The organism is Enterococcus rotai (genome assembly GCF_001465345.1).
GTDB classification, from domain to species: domain Bacteria; phylum Bacillota; class Bacilli; order Lactobacillales; family Enterococcaceae; genus Enterococcus_L; species Enterococcus_L rotai.
Genome location: NZ_CP013655.1, coordinates 1,456,833 through 1,476,149 on the forward strand (window position 1 = coordinate 1,456,833; position 19,317 = coordinate 1,476,149).

Sequence of the window (19,317 nt, forward strand, 5' to 3'; positions counted from 1 at the left end):
ACGTTAGTAAATTGACTTAAATGTGTATGAAATCGCCACTATCTTGCCTTAGCCGAGGGAAAGATAGTGGTCTTTTTATTTCTGGATTAAAAGGATTAAAAACTTAATTACCTCTATAATGTAGCGAGTGCTAAAGACATATCTTTATGGCAGCAACTGCTTTTTCAAAGCTTTAGCCATACTCAACATATTTTTTTAGCAACTCGTGTCATACCGTAATAATCAGTACAAATAATTTTTTGAAAGGTGTCTTTTTTTTGATGAATAAAAACAAGTGTTTCATTTATTTTTTCTGTTTTGAATACAGATTTCTTGTTATCTGAATGGAAGTGTTTAAGTTTGAGTTTGTACGGAACATCGTATAATTTAGGCACGATAAGAAACAAGTCCTCATCTGCGACTATCTCAAAAGAGGAAAAATTTTCTATTTCATAAAGTCCAACAAATTGCTCCAATAAAACAGGAAATGTTGGTTGTATACGAGGTAGTGTGGCATTAAACGAACTATCAAATTTCAATTGACCAATCTCTTTAGTGATGACACTCACGGGGATTAAGTCAAGATTGCTTAAAAAAATAACCGTGAATTCATCTGTTTCAAACTGTTTAATCGAATTAACAAAACCACTGATATCACCAAAATGCTGTCGGCACAGCTGTCCGTTGATTTTAGTAATATCCCAACCGCAAGCATAGCTTCCCTGATTGATGGTGAACATTAATTTGGTTAAGTCTTTCGAAATGAGTTCATGCCTTCTAAGTGCTTGATCCCAAAGGTATAAATCTTTTGTCGTGGAATAAAGGCCATACGCTCCTAGTGGAAATGAATTGTTCGTTTGAGGAGTATTTATTTCTTTTTCCCAGTAACTATAACTTGAGGCTAAGTTTGAGATGATATCTACTTCATTCACGCATCCAGTATTGGTCATATTTAGCGGTGTAAAAATATGTTCTTGTAAAAACTGAGCATATGAACGTCCAGAGACCACCTCGACTATTTTTGTTAAAACTAAATACCCAGAGTTAGAATAAGCAAATTGACTGCCTGGTTCAAATTCTAATGGCAAATTCTTGAATAAATCCAACATATCATCAAGCGTCCAGCTAAGTCGCATCGTTGTTTCCCAAAAATCTTCAAGTGAAGCGAAGTCAGGTATCCCAGAGGTACAAGTCATGCAATGGTAAATAGTTATCTTATCTCCATTTGGACTATTATCTAGGTATGTGTTGATAGAGTCATCAATGGATAAATAGCCTTTCTGGTGTAAAAGCAACACTGCCATGGAGGTAAAAGCTTTTGTCAATGAACCTATTTGATATTTTGTGTCAAAGGTGTTCGCAATATTGAACTCAATAGAAGCCAGTCCAAAACTTTGTTCTAAAAGAATGCCTGTTTTATCAGCAATAAGCAGATTCCCTTGCAAATAACCTTGTTGGTCATAGGTATTTATGTAGCTTTCTAATTTTGCTTTAAAACTCATAGTGTTTCCTCATTTCTCTACTGCGTTTTCCTCTTCAGAAAGCGTAGCAGAAATCTTTTTATGCAGCGTCCACACATCCTGACCTAAATTACTCATAATCGTAATAGTTCGATTCACCGATTGATCATAAGAAGAAATAAATGAAACACCTGGATCTTGCCCTTGCATGTAGGGAAAAGCATGTTCGTTACTTTTAGCAATCCAAAAGCCATAGCCATAATAATCAGATGCTTGCATTGTTTGCATTAATTCGACAGCTTGTTTCGTGATGATTTTTCCGCTAAACAAGGTCTGCCAAAAACGATCAAGATCTTTTAGCGTTGTAAAACACCCTCCAGCACCAGTTCCTTTAGCATCGATACTATAAATATTCGTATAATATTCTGCTGTTTTTTCATCATAGATATAAGCATTCGCTACATTTGCCGGCAGACGATCTAAGGCGAAATAACCAGTTGAATGCATACCTGCTGGTTCAAAAATTACTTGTTTTAAGTAACGGTCAAAATCTTGGCCAGTAAGCTCTTCGATGATCATGGCTAAAATGACATAACCTGTATTGTTGTACTGGAATGTTTTGCCAGGAATAGACGTCATTTTTTTATCAATGAATAAAGGCAGAAGATCGCCATTTTTCCGTATGTTGTAATTTGGAAAATCTGTCCATAATTCACTATAGTCGCTGAGGACTTCTTCATCATAATAATCACCGATTCCAGATGTGTGATTCAATAATTGATGGATAGTGACACTAGAATCGATATTCGGTAGTTTCGTTGAAAGAATTTGGTCGATGGGGTGATCGATTCCAATATTCTGTTCTTCAATTAATTTCATGATTGCCACAGCAATGAAAGTTTTTCCGCCAGATGCGGTACCGAAAATAGTGTCTACATTGTTCTTTATTTTGTTGGGCAAGTCTCGGTAACCATAAGCTTCAACTAATAATGGATCTGAATTGGATCTGATATTGACAAAACCACTGAAATCAGCTGAAATAAGTTGTTTTAAGTTCATGAGCAAAGCTCCTTTAGTTAGAATTTGTCTCTATTATAACAATCTTATCATTAATTGATTGGCTGATGTTCAGTTTTTTTAGCTTTCTAGAAAAATGTTTCGGTATTGAAATGGGCGTTAGGTCTGTGCTACCATGAAAAGGATGTGAAATAAATTATAGTAAATTGAAAGGAAGTGACCAGCGGATGAATACATACAACTTAATATTGATCATGCTCCCGCCGCTTCCCGGAATTCGATGTTTTTTTTCATAAACTATCTGATTTCACAGATAAGTCTGTGAAACCTTAAATGGAGGAATTTCTTTTGAAAAAAAGCATCGAAACTCGTGTACCATCTTTATTATTATTGATTGTTTTAGTTGGATTTCCACAAATCAGTGAAACAATTTTTACACCATCATTACCAGATATTGCCCATGATTTTCAAGCATCTATGGCAACGGTTCAATTAACTTTGAGTATTTATTTTCTAGCTTTTGCGCTAGGTGTGTTCTTTTGGGGTTGGTTATCTGATTTTATTGGTCGACGCAAAGCTATGTTATATGGATTAGTATTTTATGGCGTTGGTAGCTTTCTTTGTTTTCGTTCGGGCTCGGTTGAAGTACTATTATTTGCTCGATTTATTCAAGCATTTGGGGCCAGTACAGGGTCAGTTGTCACTCAAACGATATTGCGGGAAAGTTATTCCGGTAATCAGCGCCATACTTTATTTGCACAAATTTCCGCAGCGCTTGCGTTTACTCCGGCGATAGGACCTTTGATTGGTGGACTCGTTGATCAATATTTGGGCTTTAGAGCTGTTTTCTTTGTATTAGTCTTGATGAGTGTGTTGGTTTTTTGTTATGCATTTTTACGCTTACCAGAAACGTTTGAGGTAAGCAAACAAGTACCAGTAAAATTAGTGCCGATCATCAGACGTTTGTTAAGAAGTCCTAAAGTTTTAACTTATGGCTTTTTGATTGGGGCGATCAATGGCGTGCTGTTTAGTTATTATGCAGAAGCACCATTTATCTTCATCGAGCAATTTCATTTATCAACAGCTATGTATGGTTTTTTAGGGATCGGTGTAGCTGGTGCTTCAATTTTAGGTTCGTTATTATCCAAACGCTTATTATCGATTTATCAGCCAGAAAAAATCATTTTACTCGGAATCAAAACCATGATGTTTGGGACCCTTTTTCTGCTGATTACCAGTATGGCAAATAACCTTCCAGAATCGGTACAGTTTTGGCTGATGTTGATAGGGATCTTTATTTTGCTGACTGGAACGGGTATGGCATTACCTAATTGCCTTAGTTTAGCTTTGGTTGATTTTCAGGATGTGATTGGAAGTGCTGGAGCGATTTTTAGTTTAGGGTATTATTTGTTAGTAAGCTTATTCACGTTTGGTATGAGTAAACTGCATAATGGCACATTGCTAGCGATGCCGCTCTATTTTCTAATTATTGGTGTTCTGATGTTTCTTTTAGCACGAAAATTCTTGATTTCAACTAAATAAGTACAATTTGACCAACAAGAACTATCTGCGTAAAAATGCGTGGATAGTTTTTGAGTAAGTGTTTCTTTTGATATCAGAATTGGTGCAGAAACAAGTAAGGAGCGAGTTGGGTGAGAGAGATTTTATTACAAGCAATTGGTTTTTGTTTTGTGATTTTTTTAGGTTACTTGATGAAACGAATTGGCTTATTGAGTAAAGCGGATGGTGGAACACTAGCTATTATTATCGTTAATATTACGTTGCCTGCAACGGTGATTGTTAGTTTAGCTAGTGTGAGTGTTTCGGGAACGTTATTTTTCTTATTAGCGATGGGGATTATTTTGAATATTTTTGTGATTTTGATTGGTGGACAAATAAGTAAAAAACGCTCTACTTTAGAACGGAAATTTCAAATGTACTCAATGTCAGGGTATAATGTCGGGAATTTTAGTTTACCCTTTATTCAAGGCTTTTATCCTTTAGCAGTGCCGTTTCTGTTGATGTTTGATATCGGAAATAGTGTTATGTTAACTGGCGGGACCACCGTGTTGATTGATAAAATAGTTGGTTCTAAAGAAGAGACGACTTTCAAGCAGATTATTTTATCTTTGTTTAAATCGCCCCCGTTTACAGCCTATATGGTGATGTTAGTACTGAGAACTGTCCAGGTTGGATTGCCAGTTGAGTTGTTAGGTATCTTAGAAATGATTGCCAAAGCAAATGGTTTTTTATCCATGTTTATGCTCGGGCTATATCTTGAATTAAGGTTGCCGAAAAAAGCGATGCATTTAGTGAAAGAAGTATTGGCTTGGCGTTATTTGTGTGGAGCGGCTTTTGCGTTGCTGTTTGCTTTTGTGATTCCTTTAGATCCGTTATTGCGAATTGTTTTGGTTGTATTGAGTGTAGCACCAATGCCAACTTTCTCGGTGATCAATAGTGTTAAAGCTGGGATGCCTGAAGAAACAGTTGGCTTTACGTCATCTGCAAGTATTCTGATCAGTTTAGTCTTGATGACGGTCATCATGATGTTGATGGGCTAAAGATAAAAAAGAGTAGGGAGATTTCTCTCCTTACTCTTTTTATGCTAAGATCAGTCGTTCTGCGATATAAAAATCGCCTTCATAAGGTGTATCTTCACCGCCGACTTTTTGATATAAGTCAGCACCTTTACCAGCTAAAACAACAGCATCCTCAGTTTTACTCATAGCTAAAGCTGCTGCGATTGCTTCAGTGCGGTCAGCCACGATTTCAACAGGAATATCTGCAGTAATATAAGATTGGATCTCTTCACAAATCGTGATCGGATCTTCATCAGCTGGATCATCAGTCGTTAATATAGCAACATCAGCCAGTTCAGATAAAACTATCCCAAAATCTTTTCGTCTGGAAATCGCTTTGTTACCTGTACTTCCAATCACAACAAGTAATCGACCGTTAGGATGTTCTGCTTTGACAAAAGTCAAAAGGTTCTTTAAACTATCATAATTGTGTGCATAATCGACATAGATTTTTGCACCATTTTTATTTGTCAATAATTCCATGCGACCAGGAACGGTTGTTTCTTTGATTCCTTGTTGACAATCATTACGAGAAGCACCGACTAAGGCACTGGCTAAAGCCGCACTTAAGGCATTCCCTTTATTGAAGTCACCACCTAAACGTAAGTGATACTCACCAGAAATTGCTAATGAATCAACCGTTGCTTCGATAGAAAAAGCGAGAGAATCATCTGCTGATGTTTGATAGATATAATCTGTATCGGCTGATGAGTGACTACCATAGACGATGTAAGGAACGTCATGCAATTCTGCTGTTTCTTTCAATAGCTGAAAATGGTCTGATTCGTGATTTAAAATTATTGTTTTAGCATGCTTGATCAGTTGGCGTTTGCAATAAAAATAATCATCAAATGTCGGATGTTCGATTGGACTAATATGATCGGGCGTGATATTTAGAAAAATGCCAACATCAAAAAACAGGCCATACACGCGATTTGTTTTATAGGCTTGGGAGGATACTTCCATAATAAAGTGGCTCATATTATTTTGAACCGCCTCTGCCATCATGCGATAAAGATCAAGAGATTCAGGTGTTGTTAAATGTGATTTAAAAAAAGTCTGGCCATCCAAAGTGGAATTCATGGTGGAGAGCATCGCTGTTTTTTTGTTCGTTGCCTGATCTAAAATAAATTTTGTGAAGTAAGCGGCAGTTGTTTTCCCTTTAGTACCAGTAAAACCAATTAGTTTTAGTTTATTTTGTGGATAGTCATAAAAAGCCATACTTAAAACGGCCATTGCTTTTTTGATGTCTGTTACGATGATTCCTAATGCTGCTGGGACGTCATAAGGTTGTTCGGCTACATAAACCTCAAGACCAGCCGTAACCGCTTTTTCTAAATAAACAGACTTGAAATTCATTCCCTTACAGAAAAAAAGTGTGTCTGCATCAACAGTACGAGAATCATAAGACAGGGCAGTAAATGGTTTATCCTGAAACGAAGCAGGTAAGTCCAAAGACCAACTGTCTGCTGCAATAAATTCTTTTAAAAGATGTTCTTTAAGTAAACATTCACGGATTTTTTTTAAAGAAATAGTCATCATTATGCCTCCAAGCGGTAGTTAAAACCTGAATGTAAGGTTTTGTGGATAGAAACTTTAGAAATTCATCATACAATTTAAACGGCAAAACTTCAAGACGCTTGCTGATAGATGGAAAAAGTGCTAAGAAAAATTTTAATCAAGGAATGAATTTTTTGTCGTAAGTATTTATTTAAAATAACAAAAAGATGATAGGTATAATTTAGTGAAATAAAAAAATAAATATAAATAACGAGTGATATTTAGTGCTTTGAATGCCTAATATAAAATAAAAAAGAATAGATATAAATTGAGTGTTTATTTGGTTTTTAGATAATTTAAAAATGATCGTCACTATTTTTTTTCAAAATCTGAGAGGAAACTATAAATAAGTTAATTTATTCGAGAAAGTCGTTGCATATACTTGGTTTAACAATTAAAATAAAGAAAGCATGTTCAAAGAAAGATGGAGGAGTTAAATGATAAATCAACCAAATCCTGCTGATCAACCGATCTTGACTAACCAAGAGAAAATGGTTAAAGGGTCTGCTTGGATGACAGCTAGTAATATAATTTCTCGTTTATTGGGTGCGGTCTATATTATCCCATGGTACGCATGGATGGGGAGTCACGCCAATGAAGCGAATAGTTTGTCTTCAATGGGTTACACGGTATATGCGCTCTTTTTATTAATCTCTACAGCAGGAATTCCTGCAGCAATTGCTAAACAAACTTCTTATTACAATTCATTAAATGAATATAAGATCAGCCGCCAACTCTTTTATAAGGCACTTCAGCTGATGGCTATTTTAGGAGCGATTTTTGCGATCGTGATGTATTTGGCTTCTCCTCTTTTAGCACAGTGGTCTGGCGGTGGCGAAGAACTGATTCCAACAATGCGGTCATTAAGTTTAGCCGTACTGATTTTTCCATGTATGAGTGTCGTTCGCGGTTATTTCCAAGGAAACCAAGATATGATGCCTTATGCGTTATCACAAATCGTTGAACAAGTAGCACGTGTTTTCTACATGTTGCTGACAGCATTTATCATCATGAAAGTTTTTGAAGGAAACTATGTTGATGCTGTAACACAATCAACATTAGCAGCATTTGTGGGGATGTTGGCAAGTCTTGTCGTTTTATTTTATTATTTCCATAAACAAAAACCGATGTTTGATTATCTCGCGGCTCATAGTGCGAATGAACATCAAGCCTCAACACGCGATTTGTTAACTGAGACCTTAAAAGAAGCACTTCCTTTCATCATCGTAGGTTCAGGTGTGACTGTGTTTAAATTAGTTGATCAGTTTACATTTTCTAATTTTATGAATACATTTACAACCTATTCAGGAAGTCAATTGCGTACCTTGTTTGCGATCTTTAATGCAAATCCAGACAAACTGACAATGGTCGTGATTGCGTTAGCAACGTCTATCTCAGCTACGGGGTTACCGTTGATCACTGAAGCGATCACTTTGAAGAAATATAGAGATTTATCAAAATTAATCAGCAATAACTTACAGTTATTTATGTTTGTGATGTTGCCAGCGACATTTGGTATGATCGTGTTGGCAAAACCACTTTATACAATGTTTTACGCTCCAGATGCTTTAGGTGTATCCGTCTTGATCCAAGCCTGTTTTGCAGGTTTATTTATGGGATTATACATGCTATCTTCAACGATGTTGATGGGGATGTATGAAAATAAAGCTGCAATCAAATATTTTGGTTTAGGGCTAGCATTAAAATTGATCGTTCAATATCCAAGCGTGCGACTTTTTGAAGTATATGGTCCATTGATTGCTACTATGATTGGTTTCACCCTTTCTTGTGTGTTGATCATGAGAAAAATCAAAAAGGTCAGTCACTTTAACTTTGGCTTGACTTTACGACGTGGTCTATTGATTTTCTTGATTACATTAATCATGATGATCGGGGCAATTATTATGAGACAGTTCTTGTATCTATTTTTAGATCCAACACGTAAATTCCAATCGTTTGTGATCATCATGATCGTAGCCTCGTTTGGCGGAGCGATTTATGGTTATATCACATTAAAACTACGCTTAGCTGATAAATTGCTAGGAGCTAGTGTTGGTAAAATTCGTCGTAAATTGAAAATAAAATAGAATCAAGTAACGAGCGGGGCGTAATGCTCCGCTTTTACTCTATCTAGTTTTAAGAGCTAGCCTATTGGGAGAAAAGCTGAATTAACTCGTTCAGTTTTTAAATGGAGGAGAGAGAGTATATGCGTTTAGATAAATTCCTTGCAGAAACAGGTGTTGGCAGCCGAAAAGAAGCCAAACAATTATTGAAAAAAGGGCTAGTAACAGTTAATGGCCAAGTTATCAAGGAGGCTAAAACGCAAGTTGATGAAGTGCAAGATATCATTGTATTTTCTGGTGAAGAATTAACGTATCAAGAATATTACTACTATATGCTACATAAGCCGCAGGGCGTGATTTCAGCAACTGAGGACAAGTGGGACCAAACTGTAGTGGACTTATTAAAAGATGAAGATTATCGGGAAGATTTATTTCCTGTTGGAAGGCTAGATAAGGATACGGAGGGCTTACTATTATTGACAAATGATGGTCAACTAGCACATCAACTGTTATCGCCAAAAAAGCATGTAGATAAAGAATACTTTGCAATTGTTCAAGGGATCGTAACAACTAATGATATTAGACAGTTTACGACAGGATTTGCGCTAACCAACAAGGAGTTGGTCAAACCAAGTGAGCTAATGATTGACTCTGTAAATGAGGAAGAGGAACAATCAGAAATTCGTTTGATTATCCAAGAAGGGAAGTTTCATCAAGTAAAACGCATGTTTGAAGCTGTAGGTAAAAAAGTTATTTATCTGAAACGATTGCGGATGGGGAATTTATGGCTAGATGAAGAACTAGAGCTTGGGGAATATCGAGCGTTGACCGAAAAAGAACTTGATGGATTAAAAATGAATAAATAGACGTTATACAAAATACAAGTGGGCGTGATTGCTGCGTGTTAAAGCAATCACAGTTGCTTGTATTTTCTTTGACTAGTTTGCCAATACGGGTATATACTTCAATTGACTAACTAGTCAATATTATCTAACTATGCGAGTTAACTCTTCGGAAAAAAGATAAAATCTGATTGTGGCAAAAAACGACACCCTCATATTTTCCTATTTTTCTTTCAGAGTTGGACGAACCCGTTACGCTTTTATATTGAGGAGGAATAATAAAATGAATGCTATTGAGCTTAAAGGATTGACTAAATTATATAAAAAACAAGCAGCCATCAATCAAGTAGACTTATCAGTAGAAAAAGGCGAAATCTACGGCTTTATCGGTCCGAATGGCGCGGGAAAATCAACTACGATCAAAGCCATGCTGAATTTTATTTACCCTGATCAAGGAACGGCTACGCTACTTGGTTTGGATAGTATCAAAGATGCAAAAGAAATTCGTAAGCGGACAGGATATGTTTCCAGTGATGTTCGTTTTTATCCTAATATGACAACGTTTGAGATACTTAAATATGTCGCTGAGCTTCACCAATTAAAAAACAGCAAACAGCAAATTGATTATTTTATAGAGTTGTTCGATATTGATGCCAAGAAAAAAATGTCTGAATTGTCATTAGGAAACAAGAAGAAAATCGCAATTACAGCGGGCATTTTACCTAATCCAGAGCTGCTGATTCTAGATGAACCGACAAATGGGTTAGATCCACTGATGCAACATCGTTTATTTGAAGAGCTAGAAAAATACAATCAAAAAGGCATGACGATCTTTTTATCCAGCCACGATTTAAATGAAGTTCAGCAACACGCACATCGGGCCGCTTTTATTCGTGAAGGAAAGATCATCACAGTTCAAGATATTACAAAAGAAAAATCGCTAGGCAAAGTCATTACGCTAATTGGAGAACATATTCCTTTATCCTTGTTTGAAAAAATCGGAGCAGCGATTTTAAAACACCAAGGTAATGAAACCCGTTTATTTTACGAAGGCAAGTTACAAGAGATACTGCCATTGTTAGCTGATTCATCGATTCAGGATTTTACGATTACGAATCCAGAATTAGAAGATCAATTTATGGCATTGTATGAGGGAGGAACAGTGAAATGATTACAGCTAAAATTGAAAGCAAAGGGCTTATTAAAGGATTGATTATTTGGACAATCCTGTTTGCAGTAATTATCTTCGGCTTTAGTGCTGTTTATCCTCAAATGCACAGCTCAGCTATGGAAGATCTTTTAGGTGCTAAACTAAATGGCTTGTCTCCTGCGCTCCTAAAAACCTTTAATATTAGTGTGAATGGTCAAGCGAGCTTCTTAGTTGCAACTGGTTTCTTTGCTTACTATTTTCAATATATGTTTTTAGCTGCATCTATTTATGCGATGATGTTGGGAAGTCAAGCTTTGATCAAAGAAGAGACAGACGGCACCATTGAATTTTTATATGCTCAACCTGTGACCCGTAGAGAAATTGTGACCAGTAAATTTGTAGCAAATCTCTTCGTTCTAGCTATTTTCTGGTTGATTTCATTTGGTATTTCTGTAGGGTCGACCTTGATTTACCGTCAATCGACTGATTCAGCTGCGACGATAACCAAAGAGCTTGGTAAAATTTTTGTGCAAGAAAGTCTGATTTTATTGTTTTTCTTAACACTTGGCTTTTTTGTTTCAACATTTATAAAGTCAAGTAAACAAAGCACCAGCGTTTCTTTAGGGATTGTATTTGGCTTTTATTTGATCGGGATATTCTCTGATTTGAATGACTCATTTAGTTGGGCTAAAACGATTTCGCCAACTCATATGGGGATTCCAAGTAACTTGTTAGATAAAGGCCTATCTAGCGGAAATATAGTGTTGTTGAGTATGTTGATTCTTTTATTCCTAGGCGGAACATACGCGGTTTACCAACGGAAGGATCTGAAGGTCTAGTGAAAAAAATCAACATTGATCAACTAAAATATGAGCGGATTTTAAAGGCGGCGTTAAATCAATTTGCGAAATACGGTTATCAAAAGGCGAATACAGATGATATAGCGAAAGAGGCTGAGGTTTCTAAGGGCTTGATTTTTCATTATTTTGGTAAAAAACAAGTCTTGTATGAGCGGACGATCAGCGATGTGATTGATTTTTTGATGGAGCAGTCAGATGATTTAGTGTCTAAGAAATATACAGATTTAGTAGAAGTAGTAATCCAATCTACTCAGCATAAAATAAAACTAGAACAAAAATACCCAAATCAAATGCATTTGTTGATTACAGCGTATGCGCAAAAGCAACGTTTACCAGAGGAAGTTCAAGAAAAATTAGCACATTACATGGAGCAAAATAGGGCGATTGCCCAACAGCTTTTGACAGGTATCATCGAACAACTACCAATCAAAAAAGAAGTGGCACAGCAAGATGTTATTCAGTTAGTCTTTGGGGTATTTAACCAGATTACTGTGGAAAGTCTTCAGCTTTTAAATGCTCACCCAGAAGTTACTGAGGTCAAACAAATGCAGTTTTTAACAGAACGAGCAGAGCTTTATATGAGAATTTTACAAACAGGATTTATAGAAAATAAAGCAGAGGATAAATGACACTCATTTATCCTCTGCTTTATTATTTGATTGCTCAAATTGTTTCATATACTGCGGCAAATTCTTACTGATTTCGGTCGGTAAGACAACATAATGCTCTTTGCCTAATTCCTCCCCAATCAAACTATGAAGGTAAACCGCTGCGCAAAGAGCCGCTTCTTTATTGGCAAATTGAGCCAGAAAGCCAGTGATTATGCCAGCCAAGCTATCGCCCATGCCGCCAGTTGCCATAGCAGGAGTTCCTAGTGGATTTCTGTATTGTGAATGGCTAGCATAAATTTCTGTTCGATGGCTTTTTAAAACAATAGTGGCTCCTAATGATTTTTGGCAAATCTGGTTGTTTTCAACCGTTTGATCGACAATTTCGAGTCCACTCAGCCGTTGCCACTCCATTTGATGAGGTGTGAATACAACTTGTTTCGGGTAGTTTAAGGAATAGTGCTTTTGAGCAAACAAAGTAATCGCAGACCCGTCGATCACCAACCATTGAGATGACTTTTGTTGTAGCAAGACCTGTTCTAGAATCTGCTGACTATGGGGTTCTAAACCTAAACCCGGTCCAATCAAAATGACATCTGCTGTATGTAGTAGACAAGTAAAATCTTGTGTGAGTCTCCAATCCAGCACCATCGCTTCAGGTAAACGCGCATGAAGAGGGGGATGATTTTTTTCTGCAGTAATGACGGAAGTTAATCCACAACCTGCTTTGACACACGCTTCTGCACTCATCATGATTGCTCCTCCGTATTGTTCATTACCACCAATCAACACAGAGCGTCCAAAGGTTCCTTTATGAGCATTTTGTGGACGAGGACGAATGACAGCAGTTAAAATTTCTTGTGATAATTCTTTCATCTGGGTCTTCTCCTTCAGTGATTTACTTTTAGTATAAATCTGTTTCGAATCAAGCGCAAAATATTACAGAAAAAACTGTTCCCGCCTTTTTCTTTTAAGCCAGTTAGTGGTATGATGGGAAGGTAGAATAATGAATTGGAGTGACTAAAAAATGACAATTGATTGGCAAAAAGAAGTAGATGCACGTAAAGATGCGCTATTAGAAGATTTACAAAATTTATTACGCATCAATAGTGAGCGTGATGACTCAAAAGTAACACCAGATGCACCATTTGGACCTGGGCCTGTAGCAGGCTTAAAACATATGTTAGCGTATGGCGAACGTGATGGTTTCGTTGTGAAAAACGTGGATAACTACGCTGGACATATCGAATACGGTGAAGGCGCTGAAACATTAGGGATTTTCGGGCACATGGACGTAGTTCCTGCTGGTGATGGCTGGGATACGGATCCTTATGAGCCTGTAATCAAAGACGGTAAAATCTTTGCCCGCGGTTCAAGTGACGATAAAGGCCCAAGTATGGCGGCTTATTATGCATTACGAATCATCAAAGATTTAGGGTTACCATTATCTAAAAAAGTTCGTTTTGTCGTAGGTAGTGACGAAGAAAGCGGCTGGGGTGATATGGATTATTACTTCAAACATGAAGAAAAACCTGACTTTGGTTTCTCACCAGATGCAGAATTTCCGATCATCAATGGTGAAAAAGGAAACGTAACGATTCGCTTAACTTTCAAAGGCGGAAACGGCGTGGACTATCAATTAATTAACTTTAAATCTGGCTTACGTGAAAATATGGTTCCCGGAACAGCAACGGCAGTTGTAACGGCTGCTTCAGCAGATGATGCAGCCTCTTTAACAGCGTCATTTGAAACATTTATTAAAGAAGAACAAAAAATTTCAGGACATGCAGAACTTTCAGATAAAACCGTTACCTTCCATGTTGTTGGGAAAGGTGCACATGGCGCTAGTCCACAATCAGGAATTAATGCTGCTACATTCTTAGCAACTTTCTTAAATAATTACAGCTTTGCTGAAGGGGCCTATAGCTTCATCAATACATTAGCGGAATTCGTTCACGAAGATTTCTATGGTGAAAAATTAGGTACTGCATTTGAAGATGAAAAAATGGGCAAATTAACAATGAATGCGGGTATTGTGAACTTTGATTCTGCTAACCCAGAAAATAGCTTAGTGACATTAAACTTCCGCTATCCAAAAGGAACATCAGCAGAAGAATTACAAGAAAAAGTGCAAAAAACAGTGGGTGAAAATGTAACGGCCACACAAGGTGGACGCAATCAAGAACCACATTATGTTCCAGCAGATGATCCATTGGTTGAAACGTTATTACAAGTTTACGAAGACCACACTGGTCAAAAAGGCCATGAACAAATCATCGGTGGCGGAACGTACGGACGTTTACTAAAACGTGGTGTGGCATACGGCGCAATGTTCCCAGGCTATACAGATACAATGCACCAAGCCAATGAGTTTATGGCGTTGGATGATTTATTCCGTGCAACAGCTATTTATGCGGATGCGATTTATCGTTTGGCGAAATAATAGTTCAAAAGTCAGTGACAAGCTAGGTGCGAAAATACACGTAATTGATTGTCTCATTTTAAATAAAAAGCACTCAATTCTGCTTGGTTTCAAGCAGAATTGAGTGCTTTTTGTGTATTTCAAAATTAAAAAAAGGAGCAAGAATCAAGAATGAGAAAAATCACTTATCTCATTAGATAGATATTGGTTGATAAGATCAAGTAATGGAGATAAATTTCGATTGTAGAGAAATCGTGTATCTACGTAAAGGGCATCTTTAACATTCTCAGTTAAAAAATCACTAGGGTTTAAAGCAGTATGCACGACTAAATCAATAGGCTCATCTATTTCATTAATACCAGAATAAAAAGCCACATTCACGATGTTTGAAAAATAATCTGTTAAAATGTGCAGCAATTTCGCCTCTATCAGTGGTTCTAAATCTGTACAAAAACTGATGTTGATTTTTCGCGAAAAAATAGTGGGGGGATAAATGACAGATAAAATAATACTGTAGTGATAAGATAAAAATGCTCTACTCTCTTTCGTTAAAGAAACATCCTCTTCGATTAAGCTCAGCATCTTATGGATAAATGGTTGCATATTTTTCTTATTAAAAAAATTCATTTTTGTATCGTTGATTACACGACAATTTTTAAACAAGATTAGATTCATGTGGGTGGAAAACAAATAATTAAATACAATAGTAGTGTTATTCTCGTTTAGTGACCCTAATGTTTGGGTGATAAATTCAAGAATCCTAATGTTCAACTGGATATGCGTATCACACTGATCGTAATCTCTCATACTGCTATTAAAATAAGCATAAAATCTTGGTTTAGTAGCTAGCCAAAGGTAGAAATAATAGAATTCTGATGTGCTAGGAAAAAGTGATTGGTTTTGCTGCATATCCGCTATAAAAGGCTTCAAAATCGGGAAATAACTAGTGATAGTTGGATTTACTTCAAAAAATTGACCACGCTGAGTACGTATCTCTTGAATAGCCAAAGTATAGTGGATTCTACGTTTGTCAATCAATGAAAATGGCTTAATTGCTTTTTGTAACAAACTTTCTGTTTTATCCATGATGACGTCTTCATCAATCGTTTTAAACGGCCATGTATTGCCTTTAAAAAACTCCCAAAAAAAATTCTCTGAAAGCCTCCGAATATTTGCCTCATTTCCTTTTAAATAATAAAAACCATTACGGATTTTTAAATCAATACCAAAAAATGCCGTGACCTTCTTAAATTCTTTGATTTTATTCTTTAATGTCGACTCACTAATGAAAAATTCAAGCGGGAAAAAATCTTTACTTACTTTATTATGTAAAATCAGCTGTGTTAGAAATTGTACTGGCCACATATCAAAAAGAATATCTCGATAATATTGACCAAATTCAAACGTGTTTTTAATTTCTAAAAAAAAGCCTCTTTTTTTATCTTCTTTTATCGAAAAGGTATTATTTTCATCTGATGTTTTTTTGAATTGATTCAAATATTTTTTTAAAGTTGTGTTGGTATATCCTAAAGCTGAATGTAATTCTTCCAGTGTCATCCAATCATTCTTAAACTGTAAAGTTTTCATAATAGCGAGCTTTTTCTTTGTTTCTGGCTCGTATAGAAAGTCAAGTAGTGTTTCTAAAGTAGGGTACATTTTACAGGTTCCTTTCTACAAAAAAAAGATAATTTTTTTTCGGAAATGAAAAAAAAAAATGTCCCTTTGGTACAGGAAACAATCATATAATTAGTATACAAAAAAAATATAAAGAATGGAAGTTATTGAATTGAATTATTACAAGTTGGGATATACTCTCTCTTTTTTTTGCCTTTTTCTCCTTCCAATAAGTAGTTTCGCCATAGAACGTACAGAAAATACAGTTGATCCAGTTTCACAACCGTATGCTGGTATCGGAGATACGAGAGGTATTGATTCTATACCAGAAGGTGGAATAACGATTGATGGCTTGTTTGATAATCCTGTTGGAGGTATCGGATTTACGATAAAAAACTATGCGCCGAATAACGCTGTAAATAATGGATTTCCCTATAGTGAAATTACAATTGGTGGAAAAAATAATTGGATCTCTATGTGGTCGTTAGAAACGAATAAATTAGATTTTTCGCAATCCTTTAAAGGAAGAATGTTTGTTAACTTTGGAACGAATCAATCAGATGGATTTACGTTTACGATGCATAATGACACGAACAAAACACAAGCATTGACAACGGCACAAAATAAGAAAACTGATGGACAAAATTTAGGTGTATATGGAACAAATGCTTCTTCTCAAAGGATTTTTACTACAATCTATCCAAATACAGATGCGATAAAAAATTCTTTTTCTGTGGAATTCGATCTATACAAAAACGGAAAGGAAAGTTACCCGAATGCATTCGATGTATCCGATAATCCTTTAGGTGAATTGAATGCTCCTCATTTAGCCTATACATTTCCCGGGAATTTAAATACGACTTATCAACCAATTGACAAAAGTGTTTTAGGAAATATTTCTGATGCGAGTGGTTGGTTTTCTTTAGGATTAGTAGGACGATCAGCAAGGATAAAACATAATGCATATCAATACATGAATAATGCTTTAAAAACAGATAATGTCCAAGATGGTACGTGGTATGAATTTAACTTCAACTTTGACTTTGATAAAAAAGAATTTACGTATTCGTTAAAAGATCCCAAGAGTGGTGAAGAGACATCGCGGGTACTGGTTCCTTGGGATACACTCTCTTCAGAATTAAAATTGTCAGCCAATGATAATAAAGCTTATTGGGGATTCACCGCTGCCAATGGAGCTAGTGAAGGTAGTGTGAAAATGGTTTTTGCTGATGCACCAGTAGAACTACAATATGCTTTGGATAATGACGTTTTTAATAGCGAGGGAGAAAATATTGTTTTAGAAACAAATGGAGGCAACAGCCAAAAATTTACAAAAAAAGGAGATGACGTATCCTTTAAAACAACTGCCAGATTACAAAATATATCTTATGAAACAACAAATTTAATTTATCAAGCAAGTTTGACTGCAAACCAGTTTGATCTAACCACATTAAAAGAGGCAAAAGTAAGCGTAAATGATCAATACCTAGGTTCATATGTACCAACTGTTGATACTAAGAATAATAAATTTATTCTTAGTATTCCGGCGACTGTAAAAAAAGGAGATTATGTAACTATTGACTTTAAAGTGAAAAGTACAACTGAGTCAGCAAGCGATGAGTTAGCTAAATTTACTTCCAGTTTGTTATTGATAAATATTTATTCAGGCAATCAAGATCTTCTTTCATCTATGCCAGTTCATTTCTTTTTGAAACTTATTACTGACCCAATTACAGCATCCTGGTCAAACGAGACAATAACAACAACCTTAACGAAAGAAATTGATCGAGCAGCGCTTGCTGATACAGATTACTTATTGAGATTTTATTACAGTGGAGGGACTGCTGGATCAATAATCCATTACAAGCTAGTAAAAGATGGACAGTCACTTGCTGATGACACGATAGCCAATGAAAGTAACACCTCTACTCAAAAGAGTAAGGAACTGCAAATACCAAGTAGCGCACTTGCATATGGAAATAATATAGTGACTCTATCGGTTTATGAAGACACTAATCCCAATATGATTATACAGCTTACAGCAATTATTACAGTAAATGGTTCACTACAAGTTACTCAGGTGCCGAATCTGTTGAGTTGGACTAATCTCAAAATTGGGGAAACAAGAGGGGAACTTGCTAGAGATGCTGGAAATACCATTGATTTGACAGTAACTGACAGTCGACAGCAGCAAGCCAAAGATTGGTACCTCAGCATTGCTACAGTTACTACAGACCCAACAGCGTTAATTAGTAGCAATTTCGTATGGAAAACACCAAACGGACCCAGTCAACAAATTCCAGACAAGCAGTCTGGTAATTCATTAACAATCATGGACGCGACAACTGCTTCACTGAATCGCTTATACGACTATCAAATACATTTCACAAATACAGAAGGCGTACTACTCAAAAATACCGAGTATCTTGCAATCGGTACTTACAAGAACAAGCAAACAATTCAGTGGACATTGAATCAAGTGCTTATGCCTGACTAAGAGCGCGACAATTGAAGGAAAGAAAAATTGAAAATAGAGTGAGGGAAACGATGAAAAGAAGAATATATATCATAGCTACCTTTGCTATTATGCACGCATTAAGCTCAAGCCAGCTAGTATCTGCAGAGGAGGTTATTGATCAAACAAAGGAGACACCAATTATTATTACTGTGATTGATAATGATGATGGAACAGGTGTCGATCCATTAGATCCAACAGATCCTACTCAAAAAAATCTATTGTTAGAAACTGTGCCGAAAAACTATCAATTTAAGACGAAATTACAAGGACAAACAGTTACAGCAGCAGCGAAATCGCAGGAAACCTTGGCCGTATTTAATGACCGAATCAAGCGAGAATGGTCGGTCAAGGCACAGGTAGTAGATAATCAATTGCGTATTGTTCGTTCCAATGAACAACTGACAGTGACAAGTTTCAAAATAAATCAAACTGAACTTGTAGGTACAGGCGCAACAGGGATCGTTGCACAGGCAGCAACAAATAAAACGGCGCAGAACAATACGGGTGTAATTAAAACCGCGATTTCAGATTTAAGTATCGTATTTAACGATTTAAACCGTGAATTAATTGCAGGAGACGCATTGGAAGGAACGATCAGTTATAAACTGTATAACACACCAAATGCACAATAAAAATGTAAGGACG

General features: G+C 36.3%; 15 protein-coding genes. 10 read left to right on the top strand and 5 right to left on the bottom strand.

Annotated features, from left to right (window positions below; all coding sequences use genetic code 11):
* Positions 1–182: 182 nt before the first annotated feature.
* Together ATZ35_RS06750 and ATZ35_RS06755 are read right to left on the bottom strand one after the other, a co-directional pair.
* The gene (locus ATZ35_RS06750) at positions 183–1,481 is read right to left on the bottom strand and encodes a serine hydrolase domain-containing protein (RefSeq protein ID WP_208930072.1); all 1,299 of its coding nucleotides are present in this window, start codon (positions 1,479–1,481) and stop codon (positions 183–185) included.
* Positions 1,482–1,490: 9 nt separating this feature from the next.
* Positions 1,491–2,498 carry a serine hydrolase domain-containing protein gene (locus tag ATZ35_RS06755; RefSeq protein WP_208930073.1) on the bottom strand — a complete coding sequence of 336 codons (1,008 nt, stop codon included), beginning with the start codon at positions 2,496–2,498 and terminating at the stop codon, positions 1,491–1,493.
* Positions 2,499–2,804: 306 nt separating this feature from the next.
* Here ATZ35_RS06755 and ATZ35_RS06760 point away from each other — a divergent pair, with 306 nt between their 5' ends.
* Complete coding sequence (locus ATZ35_RS06760; RefSeq protein ID WP_208930074.1) at positions 2,805–3,998, top strand: multidrug effflux MFS transporter; 1,194 nt, start codon at positions 2,805–2,807, stop codon at positions 3,996–3,998.
* Positions 3,999–4,108: 110 nt separating this feature from the next.
* Positions 4,109–5,017: an AEC family transporter gene (locus ATZ35_RS06765; protein WP_208930075.1), complete on the top strand. Its 909-nt coding sequence runs from the start codon at positions 4,109–4,111 to the stop codon at positions 5,015–5,017.
* Between the two features lie 39 nt (positions 5,018–5,056).
* Here the strand turns inward: ATZ35_RS06765 and ATZ35_RS06770 are convergent, their stop codons facing one another.
* Complete coding sequence (locus ATZ35_RS06770) at positions 5,057–6,574, bottom strand: UDP-N-acetylmuramoyl-L-alanyl-D-glutamate--L-lysine ligase (protein WP_208930438.1); 1,518 nt, start codon at positions 6,572–6,574, stop codon at positions 5,057–5,059.
* 458 nt (positions 6,575–7,032) lie between these two features.
* Here ATZ35_RS06770 and ATZ35_RS06775 point away from each other — a divergent pair, with 458 nt between their 5' ends.
* The 5 genes from ATZ35_RS06775 to ATZ35_RS06795 all read left to right on the top strand — a co-directional run bounded on the left by ATZ35_RS06775 (position 7,033) and on the right by ATZ35_RS06795 (position 12,139).
* Positions 7,033–8,682, top strand: a complete 1,650-nt coding sequence (locus tag ATZ35_RS06775) for a putative polysaccharide biosynthesis protein (protein WP_208930076.1) — start codon at positions 7,033–7,035, stop codon at positions 8,680–8,682.
* A gap of 119 nt (positions 8,683–8,801) precedes the next feature.
* Positions 8,802–9,524, top strand: coding sequence for a pseudouridine synthase (locus tag ATZ35_RS06780; RefSeq protein ID WP_208930077.1), 723 nt, complete (start codon positions 8,802–8,804; stop codon positions 9,522–9,524).
* Between the two features lie 259 nt (positions 9,525–9,783).
* Entirely contained in the window at positions 9,784–10,671 is an 888-nt protein-coding gene (locus ATZ35_RS06785) for an ABC transporter ATP-binding protein (protein ID WP_208930078.1), read from the top strand.
* A complete protein-coding gene (locus ATZ35_RS06790; RefSeq protein ID WP_208930079.1) occupies positions 10,668–11,489 on the top strand; it encodes a DUF2705 family protein in 822 nt (273 codons plus the stop codon). Before ATZ35_RS06785 ends, ATZ35_RS06790 begins: the two co-directional genes overlap by 4 nt.
* Complete coding sequence (locus ATZ35_RS06795) at positions 11,489–12,139, top strand: TetR/AcrR family transcriptional regulator (protein WP_208930080.1); 651 nt, start codon at positions 11,489–11,491, stop codon at positions 12,137–12,139. The genes ATZ35_RS06790 and ATZ35_RS06795 overlap by 1 nt, the downstream gene beginning before the upstream one ends.
* Before the next feature lie 3 nt (positions 12,140–12,142).
* Here the strand turns inward: ATZ35_RS06795 and ATZ35_RS06800 are convergent, their stop codons facing one another.
* Positions 12,143–12,994, bottom strand: coding sequence for an NAD(P)H-hydrate dehydratase (locus tag ATZ35_RS06800; RefSeq protein ID WP_208930081.1), 852 nt, complete (start codon positions 12,992–12,994; stop codon positions 12,143–12,145).
* Between the two features lie 151 nt (positions 12,995–13,145).
* Between ATZ35_RS06800 and pepV the strand changes: the two genes are divergently transcribed.
* Positions 13,146–14,561 carry a dipeptidase PepV gene (gene pepV, locus ATZ35_RS06805; protein ID WP_208930082.1) on the top strand — a complete coding sequence of 472 codons (1,416 nt, stop codon included), beginning with the start codon at positions 13,146–13,148 and terminating at the stop codon, positions 14,559–14,561.
* A gap of 144 nt (positions 14,562–14,705) precedes the next feature.
* On the opposite strand, the gene ATZ35_RS06810 is transcribed toward pepV, so the two are convergent.
* Positions 14,706–16,196, bottom strand: a complete 1,491-nt coding sequence (locus tag ATZ35_RS06810) for an AcpB/EbpR/MafR family transcriptional regulator (RefSeq protein ID WP_279614924.1) — start codon at positions 16,194–16,196, stop codon at positions 14,706–14,708.
* Positions 16,197–16,326: 130 nt separating this feature from the next.
* On the opposite strand from ATZ35_RS06810, the gene ATZ35_RS06815 reads away from it, so the two are divergent.
* Together ATZ35_RS06815 and ATZ35_RS06820 are read left to right on the top strand one after the other, a co-directional pair.
* Positions 16,327–18,651 (top strand): hypothetical protein, encoded by a 2,325-nt coding sequence (locus tag ATZ35_RS06815; protein WP_208930084.1) that lies wholly within the window; start codon positions 16,327–16,329, stop codon positions 18,649–18,651.
* A gap of 50 nt (positions 18,652–18,701) precedes the next feature.
* A complete protein-coding gene (locus tag ATZ35_RS06820) occupies positions 18,702–19,304 on the top strand; it encodes a hypothetical protein (RefSeq protein ID WP_208930085.1) in 603 nt (200 codons plus the stop codon).
* Positions 19,305–19,317: the final 13 nt, after the last annotated feature.